Here is a 12869-nt window from a genome sequence, read left to right as displayed (position 1 = left end):
GTGGGAGGGGGGCTTGGCGTCTCGTGGTTATTTCACCTTTCTAATGGACACAACCCTGGCTGGATTTAACCAGTCGCCGGTTCATGAAGTGGAGTTGCCTTCAAAAAAAGTGTCACGCACCTTCGGCATGCCTCGGCAGCCCGATAGAAATCAGTGCTGCGAGCAGCACGAATGCACTTGATATCCACAAGCACGTGCCCAGCCCATACACCTGATAAACCCAGCCTGAGAGCACCGTGCCGATAAGGCGCCCCAAGGCGTTCGACATGTAATAAAAACCCACATCCAGCGACACGCCATCTTCCTTGGCATAGGACACGATCAAGTAGCTGTGCAGCGACGAATTCACCGCGAACAACGCACCAAAAACCATCAATCCACCCAACAGCACTAGCTGTTGCGACAGCCCGGTGTTCAGCCCCAAAGCAATTGTCGCCGGCAGACCCGCCAACGCAAGTGCCCACAGAAATGCCGCACGACCATCCGGTACATGCCCACGTTTCTTGCCGGTGATGTGGGGTGCAAAGGACTGCACGATTCCGTAGCCGATCACCCAGGCCGCGAGGAAGCCACCCACCTTCCAGAAGTCCCAGCCGAACACGCTGCTCAGGTACACCGGCAAGGCCACCACAAACCAGACATCGCGGGCGCCGAACAGGAACATTCGGGCCGCTGAGAGGATATTGATCGCCCGGCTCTTGGACAGGATGTCGCGAAACTTTGGCTTGGCTTTGGCCTTGCCCAGGTCCCTCTTCAACAGGATCAAGCTGCTGATCCAGATCAGCGCCAGTACGCCGGCCATGGACAGCAAGGCGCCTTTGAAGCCGATCAATGCCAGCAAGGCTCCGCCAAGAAAGAAACCGACCCCCTTGAGTGCGTTCTTCGAGCCGGTGAGGATCGCCACCCACTTGTAGAGCTTGCCCTGTTGCCCATCCGGAACCAGAAGCTTGATGGAGCTTTTGGCGCTCATCTTGTTCAGGTCTTTGGCAATCCCCGACAGCGCCTGAGCGCCCATCACCCATGGGATGGTTAGCCAGGCGACAGGAACCGTCAGCATCAGCAACGCCGCGACCTGGAGGCCCAGCCCGATGTTCATGGTTCGGTTCAGACCCAGCCGAGCGCCGAGGTAGCCACCCACCAGGTTGGTGATCACGCCAAAAAGCTCGTAGAACAGGAACAATGCGGCGATTTGCAGTGGGCTGTAGCCCAACGCGTGAAAGTGCAGCACCACCAACATGCGCAACGCGCCGTCGGTGAGGGTGAAGGCCCAGTAGTTGCCCGTGACGAGCAGGTACTGCCGCACTTCCGGAGCGAGGGCCGACAACGCTTTCATGACCACTCCTTAGACCGCTAGACCGACCATTCTGGCCAGTTCGACGGTGCGGTTCGCATAGCCCCATTCGTTGTCGTACCAGGCATAGAGTTTGACCTGGGTGCCATTGATAACCATGGTCGACAGCGCATCGATGATCGACGAACGCGGGTCGGTTCGATAGTCGATGGACACCAATGGACGCTCCTCGAAACCGAGAATGTCTTTCAGCTCATTCTCGGAAGCGTCCCTGAGGAACTGATTCACTTCTTCGACAGTGGTGGCCCGCTCGACTTCGAAGACACAGTCGGTCAGCGAAGCATTGGCCAGCGGCACGCGTACGGCGTGACCATTCAGGCGCCCACGCAGCTCCGGGAAAATTTCGGCAATGGCGGTGGCCGAGCCAGTACTGGTTGGAATCAGGCTCATGCCTGAAGCACGCGCACGGCGCAGATCTTTGTGCGGCTGATCGAGAATGCTTTGGGTGTTGGTCAGGTCGTGGATGGTGGTGATCGAACCGTGGCGAATGCCCAGTTTTTCGTGGATCACTTTCACCACTGGCGCCAGACAGTTGGTGGTGCATGACGCCGCCGTGACAATGCGATGTTCAGCCGGTTTGAACAGCTGATGGTTGACGCCCATGACGATGTTCAGCGCGCCTTTTTCCTTCACCGGAGCGCTAACCACTACGCGCTTCACGCCTTGGTCGAGGTAAGCCTGAAGCACAGCGACTGTCTTCATCTTGCCACTGGCTTCAATCACCAGATCGCAGCCCGACCAATCGGTGTCGGCAATCGCCTTGTTGGCCGTTACCTTGATTCGTTTGCCGTCGATGACAATGCTGTCGCCTTCGGAGTCAGCCTGGCAATTCCAACGACCATGCACCGAGTCGAAATTCAGCAGGTGCGCATGAGTCGGCGCGTCACCTGCTGGATCGTTGATCTGCACGAATTCAAACTCTGGCCAGCTCCAGGCTGCTCGCAGCGCGAGGCGACCGATCCGACCAAAACCATTGATGCCCACTTTGATAGTCATGTTGTTGTGCTCTTTATCTGTTGTCAGTGGGAGTTCGACGGGGTGTCGAACTGGCCGATGTATTCGATATGGGCAGGATGCTGAATGGCGCGCGGACGCAACGACTGAACATCGCGGATGGCATCGCTGAAGGGCACACCGCTCTCGATCAACAGTTGAGCGGCGACCAAACCGGAAAAAGGGTGTTGTTGCACGGTGAAAAATCCTCAGATTGAGCGCTGATTGACACGTTTCATGAGTTCTTCCGCTGACTCTTTGCGCTCGGAATAACGATCAACCAGATAGTCCTGGCGGTCGCGAAGCAGCAGCGTGAATTTCACCAACTCTTCCATCACATCAACGACACGGTCGTAGAACGGAGAAGGTTTCATCCGGCCGTTGTCGTCGAATTCCATATAAGCCTTCGGCACGGAGGATTGGTTTGGGATGGTGAACATGCGCATCCAGCGACCCAGCACTCTCAGCTGATTGACTACGTTGAACGACTGTGAGCCTCCGCACACCTGCATGACGGCGAGGGTTTTGCCCTGTGTCGGGCGTACCGCGCCCATCGCGAGAGGCACCCAGTCGATCTGCGCCTTGAACACTGCGCTCATGGAACCGTGACGTTCTGGAGAGCACCAGACCTGCCCCTCGGACCACAGCATCAGCTCGCGCAGTTCCTTCACACGAGGGTGATCGTCAGGGGCGTCATCTGGCAGCGGCAAACCTGACGGATTGAAAATCCGCGCCTCGGCGCCGAGGTGCTCCAGCAGTCGAGCGGCCTCCTCTACTAGCAGGCGACTGAAGGAGCGCTCACGAGTCGATCCGTACAGCAGCAAGATGCGCGGTTTGTGGATGGAGGTTCTCTCGATACCTAGCTTGTCAGCCGATGGGAGATCAACCAGTTCGGTATTGAGCTGGGGGATAGGGTCATCAAACATAGTCTTTGTCCTGCGCAACGGCGCGCTTTTTGGCAGTGCAGAGAAACAGGATTTTCATCGAGCGATCTCGTAGTCGAAGGCGGAATCAGGCGATCTAGGTTTCACAGCAGACGAGTACCCGTTCAGGACGGTCGCCCATTTCATCGAGGCGTTTGGCATCAGGGCTTAACCAGTGCTTGTTGCTTTCGAGCACGGTGGTCAGTACTTGATGAACCCAGTCAGGGAGATTCGGATGCAGTCGGTAATAAACCCATTGGCCTTGCCGACGGTCCGCCAACAGCCCGCAAGTACGCAGTTGCGCCAGATGCCTGGAGGTTTTTGGCTGACTCTCGTTCAACGCGCAGGTCAGCTCGCAAACACAAAGCTCTCCTTCACGGGTGATGAGCATCATCGTGCGGACCCGAGTGTCGTCAGCCAGGCATTTGAAAACAGTGGTCGGTGTCAGATGGTCAGCCATATCGTTTTCTCAGTGTTTGTTTTTGACCAAGACGAACATCTTGATGCGGCTTTGCCGGTTATTGTGAAGCCCAGCTCATATGCGGCTTATCGAATATATGTTTTTCCGCATACGAGGTAAAGAGTCAAAGGAAGATTAATCCATCAAAGCGATTGAGCTTTGCCCACCACCTTCACTGAAAGCCATGCGTTATGGCGTTATCTGCGTAAATTGCTTAGCAGATCGCATCAAAATATCTGGGGTTATGCATATACGAAATATGGAATGAATTTGTCATTCACGCAGAAATAGGTCGCTCCCTGGTAGCTCTGCCGCGCCATGGGCCTGACGCTACTTAAAGAGCAGACTCGATCAGAATGCGTCGATAAAACGAGAAATGATGTCGACTACCAGATCGAAAGGAATGACAGGATGGCTTGCTCTGCTTGAGCAGCCACGGGTGGCGAGGCCTGACGAAATTGAACCTGGCCGGTCCAATTTCGTCGGTCCATCCATTTACAGGTCGGTAATTTCCTTATGGCGCGGCACCAGCAGTTTCATCACGCTCCACGCCACCAGATAAGCCACCGCACAGATGCCGAACATGATCATGTAGCCTGTGTGAATATCATTGATCGATTTGTAGTGGTCGAACACCCACCCCCCAACCTTGGTCATCGCCACACCGCCCAGGCCGCCGGCTAAACCGCCAATGCCGACTACTGATGCAATGGACTTCTGCGGGAACATGTCGGACACGGTGGTGAAGATATTGCACGACCACGCCTGATGCGCCGACGCGCCTACGCCGATCAACAGCACCGGCACCCAGAAACTGATGTAACCGAAGGGTTGCGCCAGCAGTACCAGCAGCGGGAAGAAGGCGATCACCAGCATGGCTTTCATACGACCGTCATACGGTGCATCGCCGCGAGCCATGAAGTAGCTGGGGAACCAGCCGCCGCCGATGCTGCCCACCATGGTCATGCTGTACAACACGGCCAGCGGCCACACGATGGCCTGGCCTTTCATGCCGTATTGCGCCGACAGGTAGGTCGGAAGCCAGAACAGGAAGAACCACCACACACCGTCAGTCATGAATTTGCCGAAGGCAAACGCCCAGGTCTGACGGTAGGTCAGCAACTTGAACCACGATACTTTTTTCTCGGCGACGCCCGGCTCCGGGGTGGCGACCACCTGCGCATCGCTGCGGATGTAGGCCAGTTCCTGCGCCGAGAGACGTTTTTGCTTTTCGGGTTTCTCGTACAGCGCAATCCACACGGTCACCCAGACGAAGCCGAGCATGCCGATCACGATGAACGCCGCCTCCCAACCCCACAGGCCGGCAATCAGCGGTACGCAGATCGGCGCCAGAATCGCGCCCACGTTGGCACCAGAGTTGAAAATACCGGTGGCGAAGGAGCGTTCCTTCTTCGGGAAGTATTCGGCAGTGGCCTTGATCGCGATCGGGAAGTTACCCGCTTCGCCTATCGCCAACACGGCGCGCGACAGCATGAAGCCCGCGATCGAAACCGGGATGACGGCCAGGCCGAACGCGCCGCACACCGCCGCGATGCCCTCGCCCATCGGCACTGAAAAGGCATGCATCATGGCGCCGGTCGACCAGATACTGATCGCGATGATGTAGGCCTTCTTGGTACCGATCTTGTCGACGAAACGGCCTGCAAACAGCATGGAGATCGCATACACAAACTGGAACACCGAGGCGATGTTGGCGTAGTCGCTGTTGCTCCAGCCAAATTGCGTCGACAGATCCGGCGCCAACAGGCTGAGCACCTGACGGTCCAGGTAGTTGACGGTTGTAGCAAAAAACAACAGCGCGCAGATCGTCCAGCGGTATTTACCGACGGCCTGGCCGACACGTTGCGCATTGATGGGCTCGTTCAGATTCATGGCATCACTTTATTATTGGATTATGGTGATGATCTCTCGGTTTCAAGCGAGATCACTTCTTACGCGCAGCACACTGCTCAGCGGCTCGCGTCAGACGACGAGTAGCATGTGCTATCGGGGGGTTGGCGGAGCTGCAGAAGCGGGATGCAGGGAGGCGAGAAAGCGGATTGAGTTCATGATGGGACCCGGTTTTTGTTTTTAGGGGTATTACATCGTATGTCATCGTACAACTATGCCTTTTATAGCGAGTCCTCTACCCGGCTGTCAATCTGGAAAATTGCCGTTCGTCTCGACACATACCACCGCGGAAGATGTGATTTCCGCCGAATGACACAGGTTATGCCGCGTGACAGCACTCAGCCCTCGGGTATTGTCAGCGGGTATATAAAATCAGATAGTCGTACGACAACGCATATCGCGACGTTTAGGCATCTGTAGGAGCGAGCTTGCTCGCGATGGTCTTCAGAACACCGCGTTTAATCAGGTAACACGCGTTTTCGTTAACGACCCTCGCGAGCAAGCTCGCTCCTACAGTTTTTGAGGGGTCTTATTTGACCAGCCGCGTTTCCTTCGACGGCCTGTACCCGAAATACGAGCTATAGCACTTGCTGAAATGACTCGGCGACACAAAACCACACGCCACCAACACATCCACCTGGGACAGCTCCGTGTGCTGAAGCAATCGACGCGCTTCGGTGATCCGTAGCTCCATGTAATACCGCTGCGGCGTGGTGCCGAGTTGTTCCTTGAACAAGCGCTCCAGTTGTCGACGAGAACGACCTGCATAGACCGCCAGTTGCTCCAGCTCCAGCGGCTCTTCGAGGTTGGCGTCCATCAGCTTCACCACCTCGCGCAAGGGTGCACTCACACAGACATTTTCCGTTGGTTTGATGCGCCGGTAGCGGGACTCTTCGAACGCGAGGATGTCTTCAATACCCTCGACGAGCGCCTTGTCGTGCAAGCCCTTGATCCAGTCCAGCGCCATGTGGAAGGCACCTGACGGACTGGACGCCGTGAGCCGGTCCCGGTCGATGACAAAAGGCTCGCTGGTGACGTGCGTGGCCTTGGCAATTTCCGCGAGCGCGGGGCGATGTTCGGGATGAATCGCGCAACGGTAACCGTCGAGCAAACCGGCGATGCCGAGGAACCATGCGCCATTCCACAATCCGGCCAGACTCACACCCTGGTCGGCGGCCGTTCTTAACAGACTGATCAACTCGTCAGTGGCCTTCAGCTCGGTTCTGTAGCCACCGCAAATGACCAGCAGATCGAGGTCGTGAACCACTGAGCAATCGATGCGCGCATCAGGCCGAATGACCAGCCCCAGATCGCTGACGACTTCCCCGTCACTCAAGCCGAACGTGCGAGACGAAAACAATTGGGGTCGTAGCAGATTCGCGGTGACGATCGTGTCCAGCGCCTGGGTAAAAGCAGGCAGCGAGAAATGTTCGAGCAGCAAAAAGCCTGTCCGTGTCAGTTGAGCAGGCTCGTTGGGGTTGTCATTCAGATAGCGAAGATTTTTCCCCTTCATGCCTCCGCTGAATTGGCGTCGTTCGATCAAGGTTTGTGGCACTCGGTTGCGTTAACGAAGAGGGAGTCCGGTTCATCAGGATATCGCAAAACGGTCTACGCTCCCCCAATCGGTTCCTCCGGAGACAGCGCCATGATCCGCACCTTGCTGACAGCTTCCATGCTCCTGGCGCTAAGTCTTGCGGCCCATGCCGGCGTGACACCCTTCCCCTCCTCCTTTCGCACCGATGACATCCCGGTAGAAGGCGCGAAAATCCACGTCCGCGTTGGCGGTAAAGGGCCCGCCGTGGTGCTGTTGCATGGCTTCGGCGACACCGGCGATATGTGGGCGCCACTCGCGGCCGACCTGGCCAGGGATCACACGGTCGTGGTGCCGGATCTGCGTGGCATGGGTTTGTCGTCGATACCGGAAAGCGGGTATGACAAGAAGACGCAAGCGGGCGACGTGCGCGCGGTGTTGGCCTCGTTGGGTATCGAACACTCGGTGGTCATCGGCCATGACATCGGCACCATGGTGGCCTTCGCCTACGCCTCGCGTTATCCGCAGCAAACCGATCGCCTGGTGGTGATGGATGCGCCCGTGCCGGGCATCCCCCCGTGGAACGACATCGTGCGTTCACCGATGCTGTGGCACTTCGACTTCGGTGGCCCGGATGCCGAACGCCTGGTCGCCGGGCGTGAGCGCATCTACCTGGACCGCTTCTGGAACGAGTTTGCCGGCGATCCCACCAAGGTGGATGAAGCAACCCGTCAGCATTACGCCAAACTCTACGCCCGACCCGGCGCCATGCATGCGGCGTTCGCACAGTTCCGCAGCATTCGCCAGGATGCGGTGGACAACGAAGCGTCGATGAAAACGCGATTGACCATGCCGGTGCTGGCCGTCGGTGGGGAAAAATCCTTTGGCAACAACGAAGCCATCGTCATGCGCAATGCTGCGGACAAGGTCACGGAAGTGGTGATTCCAGGGGCGGGACATTGGCTGATGGAAGAAGCACCGACGCAGACCATTCAAGCGATTCGCGACTTTTTGCAGTGACAGCCTGTTGCAGATCAAAAACGAATTGAACCCCACGCGTCATCGTGTTTTCGAAACTTTATCAGCGCTGATCCCTGATCCGGCAAGGCGCCACTGGAGAGGAAATCCCGATGAACAGTAGAGTTCTGCTTCTGATCGCCAGCCTCGGCCCGACCCTGGTTTACGCTGAAGGCTGTGACGTACTGACCCGTTCCCAAAGCCCTTCCGTGCCCGTGGTCGAATCCCATAGCTGCTATGAGTACGAAGGCATGCCGGTCAATTCCATCGATTGGTCATGCAGCAATGAAAGCAAGGAAATGATGACCAGCACCAAGAAAAAGGTCGAACAGTGTGACGATCATTATCAGGCCACCTGCATCGCGACCTTGACTCAGGAGTCGCTGGCCAATCCTCATTCCACCAGCAAGGACAAGAGCGCCAAGTCTCTTAACATTCCCGACAATGCTCAGGTCACGACGTATTACTACGATACGGAGCATTTAAGTCAGGTGAAAATTGATTGCGAGTCGGGTGGTGGGCACTGGAAAGCGAAGTGATTATCCGAGTTTTATTTCGTCGACCAAATCACTTAACCCTGAAAATGCACTGCAGACCTTTATAAAACACTTATGACTCCGCGCATAAAACATATTGCACACGACAATATACAGGCGCCACTTAAGTGACCATTACCACCTATACTCCAGAAAGCCGACGGTTAACAGTAAGCCCCCGACTCTTATACAGCCGGATTAATTCATGCGCACCGACGAACGGATTACAAATACATAAAATCCTTATGATTCATCAACTTAAAGTTAAACAAACAACCATCTGCAATCTTCATGAAATTACGAAAAACTAGAAAAGACCGACCACAAATTCAAAAGTTTCAAACTTTTTAATTAAATAAAAAAACACATACAACCCTTTTAAAGATTGTTCTTCGATGCTAATAATCCGAGCGATCCCGGGCTCCAGGCGACGCACTCTCTGAAGTGAACATCAGTTCACACGTCGATGACCCGACCTTAATTAAATTCAAATACCGCTAGCTTGCTCAGGTTTCAATAAAACCTGGGCCGCTGTTGTATTGCGCACTAAAACTGCGCAAGGAAGACATCGTCGTGCGCCATCAGTCAAAGATTAAAATTCTGTCGATCTTCGGAACCCGCCCAGAAGCCATCAAGATGGCGCCTTTAGTCAAAGCCCTTGCTGCGGAACCTGGCATTGAGTCGCAGATCTGCATCACCGGCCAGCATCAAAGCATGCTGAAACAGGTGTTGGATCTGTTCGACCTCAAGGCCGATTACACCCTTGATGTGATGACGCCGCAGCAGACCCTCAATTCCCTGACGGCGGCGTTGTACGGGGCGATTGACCCGGTGCTGGAGTTGACGCGTCCGGACCGGGTGCTGGTGCATGGCGACACCACCTCGGCCATGGTCGCTGCGATGGCGGCGTTCCATCGGCGCATTCCGGTCGGCCATGTGGAAGCCGGGTTGCGAACCGGGGATATCTACAGCCCGTGGCCGGAAGAAATGAACCGTCGCTGCATCGACCTGGGTGCAGACATGCTGTTTGCGCCAACCCACGAGTCCCGTCAGAACCTGCTCGACGAACGCCTGCAGGGCCGCACCTTCGTGACCGGCAATACGGTGATCGACGCGTTGCAGATGACCGCGCGACGTATCGAGCAGGACGCTGACTTGCGGGCCAGCCTGGACCAGCAGTTCTCGTTCTTGCGAAACGGCCGCAAGGTCCTGTTGGTCACCGGGCATCGTCGGGAAAATTTCGGCGAGGGCTTCCTTGATATCTGCAAGGCCCTGAGCCATCTGGCCCGGCGCACGGATATCCAGATCGTCTATCCGGTGCACTTGAATCCCAATGTCATGGGCCCGGTCACCGAGCAACTGGGCGACCTGCCCAACGTGCACCTGATCAAACCGCTGGACTATCTGGCCTTCGTGCGTCTGATGCAACGGGCCCACGTGATCCTCACTGACTCCGGTGGCGTGCAGGAAGAAGCGCCTTCACTGGGCAAACCGGTGCTGGTCATGCGTGACGTGACGGAGCGCCCGGAAGCGGTGGCGGCGGGCACTGTGCGCCTGGTCGGCACGTCGCCGGACTCGATCATCGCGGGCGTCAACGCGCTGTTCGATGACGACCTGCTGTGGCGCCGATGTTCCCAGGCGGCCAACCCTTACGGCGACGGCAATGCCAGCGTGCGCATCGTCGATGCGCTGATGGGTCGTCCGGTGAATGATTTCATCGTGGTCCCTGCGCTGCCCGGATCCCTGGAAATTGCAGGAGCGAGCTTGCTCGCGATGGACTCAAGAACACCGCGTTCGGTCAGTAGATACGCCCCCTCGTTAACGACCATCGCGAGCAAGCTCGCTCCTACAGATCGACATTAGGCCTACACCTCTCTTTAAACCGAACCGCTTCTCCCCTCATCAGCTCGAGATCTACCTGAATGAAGTCTTCCGTTGCCATCCATACGGGTGCGCTCAGCGCCCTTGCCTGTGGCGTGAGCCTGCTCGCGCTCATGCCGACCTTTGCCCTGGCCGCGGACAGCCCGCTCACCCAGGCAATCAACCGGCTCAACGCCGACACACGCCAGGAACGTGAGGTGAGCTTGCGCGATCTGGGGATCGACGCACCGATCATCCTCGGTTCCACCGATGCCCGCCGCGAACTGTATCTGCCGGTGCCGGCAGGTGTGCCGCTGACGGACGCCACCCTGAATTTCGACGCCAGCTACCTCAATGGCGAAGGCGGTCGCAACACGCTGCTGCTGTCGCTGGATGGCTATCCGGTTCGCGCCGAAGGGCTCAGCGAACCTCAGGGTGACGCCAGCGCCACGCTCGGCGTGGACAAGAAAGCGCGGGACAGCGGCTCGTTGCGTCTGGGAGTTGCCTGGTCGTCAATCGTCTCCCGTGTGTTGTGCGAAGACGAACGCGCCATCGGCAACGTATTGCGTATCGAACCGGACACGCGCCTCAACTACAGCTACGACGCCAGCCAGTTGCAGGACGTCGGCGCCGCGTGGACCGCATTACCGGGCAAACCGGGAATAATGGTCGCGTCAGGCACCTTGTCCGCCGAAAGCTACGATGCGGCGTGGCGCCTCGGCGTAGCGCTGGAGCGGATCGGCAAGCACAGCCGCATCCTGCCCTTCCCTGCCCTTCAAGACAGCGTTGACCTCAGCGGTCTGCGCGTCCCCGCCGAACTGCTGACGATTCCAGCGTTCGCCAGCCTCAACGGCAAGGGCGCGCACGTTCTGGCCGACCCGGCACAAATCGGCGCCTTGCTGATGTTGGGCCAGACGCCGAACGTCCAGGCGGACCTGGCCATTAACGACCCGCAACTGCTCAAGGCCGTCAATGAATCTCTGGACGCGCTGCAGCGCCAGATTCAAGGTCTCGACGCCACGGCAGCCAACGCGCTGACGCAGTGGCGTGAGCGGCATATCAATGCAGGTCTGGCCGCCACCGGTACTGACAACGTGCGTCTGGCACTACTGGGCACACGCCCGGTGCTGATGATCGCGCCACAAGCCACCGGCAAGGCCTTGGCCTTGTTCAGCTCGGCCTGGAACACACTGGCACGCAGCCGCCAGATGACGGTCAGCGAAGCACAACTGCCCTTGAGCGCCGATGGCCGCGTGGCCTTGTCGCGCCTGGGCGGCAATCCCGGCGCCATCGACGTGCTGGCCAAATCCGACTGGAGCACTTCTTTCCCTCTCGGCAGCGTGGCCTATGACGGTCGCTTGCCAGTCAAGGCGGTGATCGATGTGTCTGCCGCGCCCGGTGCCTCGGACACTGCACCGGTGGCCTCGCTGTTTCTCAATGATTACCTGATTGGCGCGCAACAGCTCGTGGCCAACGGTGAAAAGCAACGCATCGAAGCCCGAATCCCGCGTTATGCGGTGGGCGCAACGAACGTGTTGCGCGTGTCGTTCCAGCGTCAGCCAGTGAGTGATCGCTGCCTGGAAACGCCACAAGCCTTCCCGGTCTCGGTGCTGCCGACCAGCCACATCGTGCTGGATAAAACGGCCCTGGGTGATGACTTCTCCGGCATGGCCGCGCGTTTTGCCATGGACACGCAAATCCTCGTGCCCCAGGCCTACCTCGACCATCCGGCAAGCAGTTTGCCGCAAGTGATTTCGGTGGCGGATGCCGCCGGGGTTTCGCCGCTGCGGGCGCAACTGAACGTCAGTGCCGATCCAAAGGTTTCGGTCACACCGGACAAAACCTTCCTCGCCTTCGAGCTGCCGATCAAGGACAGCAAGGAATCGGTACAAGCGGATGAGCAGGGTCGCCTGCGCATCAATCACAAGGATCAACTGTTGCTCGACGTGCATCCGCTCAACCACCTGGCCTCGTTGCAAGTGGTGGATGCCGGCGGTCAACACGGTCTGGTCTATCGCACCCTTGGCAACGACGCACCGCGCTTCGCCAGGCAGATTCTGCTGACCCGCGGCGATGTGGCCATCCTCGGCGACACCGGTGCACTGACCACCTTCGACACCCAGGACCCTAGTGGTAGCCAATTGATCGACAACGAAGAACCCAAGGGCCTCGACGCCTGGCGCACGGTGTCGCTGTCGTGGCTGATTCCGGGTGGCATCCTGTTGGTTCTCATCCTGTTGCTGGCCGGCCGTAGTGCCCGTCGCAATCGCCAGTAACGGTAACTTTC

At 57.7% G+C, this 12869-nt stretch carries 10 protein-coding genes and 1 pseudogene; 4 read left to right on the top strand and 7 right to left on the bottom strand.

Annotated features, from left to right (window positions below; translation table 11 throughout):
* Positions 1-112: 112 nt before the first annotated feature.
* The 7 genes and pseudogenes from arsJ to ACA073_RS11810 form a co-directional block, all read right to left on the bottom strand.
* Positions 113-1333 carry an organoarsenical effux MFS transporter ArsJ gene (gene arsJ / locus ACA073_RS11840; protein ID WP_497403608.1) on the bottom strand — a complete coding sequence of 407 codons (1221 nt, stop codon included), beginning with the start codon at positions 1331-1333 and terminating at the stop codon, positions 113-115.
* A gap of 9 nt (positions 1334-1342) precedes the next feature.
* Positions 1343-2347, bottom strand: a complete 1005-nt coding sequence (locus tag ACA073_RS11835; RefSeq protein WP_497403606.1) for an ArsJ-associated glyceraldehyde-3-phosphate dehydrogenase — start codon at positions 2345-2347, stop codon at positions 1343-1345.
* Positions 2348-2370: 23 nt separating this feature from the next.
* A pseudogene (locus tag ACA073_RS11830) lies at positions 2371-2523 on the bottom strand (protein phosphatase); the annotation flags it as partial.
* 30 nt (positions 2524-2553) lie between these two features.
* Positions 2554-3270: an arsenical resistance protein ArsH gene (gene arsH / locus ACA073_RS11825; RefSeq protein WP_497403604.1), complete on the bottom strand. Its 717-nt coding sequence runs from the start codon at positions 3268-3270 to the stop codon at positions 2554-2556.
* 94 nt (positions 3271-3364) lie between these two features.
* Positions 3365-3727, bottom strand: a complete 363-nt coding sequence (locus tag ACA073_RS11820) for a metalloregulator ArsR/SmtB family transcription factor (protein ID WP_497403602.1) — start codon at positions 3725-3727, stop codon at positions 3365-3367.
* Positions 3728-4222: 495 nt separating this feature from the next.
* Complete coding sequence (locus ACA073_RS11815; RefSeq protein ID WP_497403600.1) at positions 4223-5620, bottom strand: MFS transporter; 1398 nt, start codon at positions 5618-5620, stop codon at positions 4223-4225.
* Between the two features lie 547 nt (positions 5621-6167).
* On the bottom strand, positions 6168-7181 hold the full coding sequence (locus ACA073_RS11810) for a GlxA family transcriptional regulator (RefSeq protein WP_497403599.1): 1014 nt from the start codon (positions 7179-7181) through the stop codon (positions 6168-6170).
* Between the two features lie 102 nt (positions 7182-7283).
* Between ACA073_RS11810 and ACA073_RS11805 the strand changes: the two genes are divergently transcribed.
* The 4 genes from ACA073_RS11805 to ACA073_RS11790 all read left to right on the top strand — a co-directional run bounded on the left by ACA073_RS11805 (position 7284) and on the right by ACA073_RS11790 (position 12858).
* Complete coding sequence (locus tag ACA073_RS11805) at positions 7284-8189, top strand: alpha/beta fold hydrolase (RefSeq protein WP_497403597.1); 906 nt, start codon at positions 7284-7286, stop codon at positions 8187-8189.
* Between the two features lie 110 nt (positions 8190-8299).
* On the top strand, positions 8300-8725 hold the full coding sequence (locus ACA073_RS11800) for a hypothetical protein (protein WP_497403595.1): 426 nt from the start codon (positions 8300-8302) through the stop codon (positions 8723-8725).
* 597 nt (positions 8726-9322) lie between these two features.
* Positions 9323-10585 (top strand): non-hydrolyzing UDP-N-acetylglucosamine 2-epimerase, encoded by a 1263-nt coding sequence (gene wecB, locus ACA073_RS11795; RefSeq protein ID WP_497404069.1) that lies wholly within the window; start codon positions 9323-9325, stop codon positions 10583-10585.
* Between the two features lie 59 nt (positions 10586-10644).
* On the top strand, positions 10645-12858 hold the full coding sequence (locus tag ACA073_RS11790) for a hypothetical protein (protein ID WP_497403594.1): 2214 nt from the start codon (positions 10645-10647) through the stop codon (positions 12856-12858).
* The last annotated feature ends 11 nt before the right edge of the window (positions 12859-12869 follow it).

The organism is Pseudomonas sp. LBUM1670, from assembly GCF_059695695.1.
Note: the sequence above shows the minus strand (reverse complement) of the source record. Positions and strands in the feature narration are given on the sequence as shown.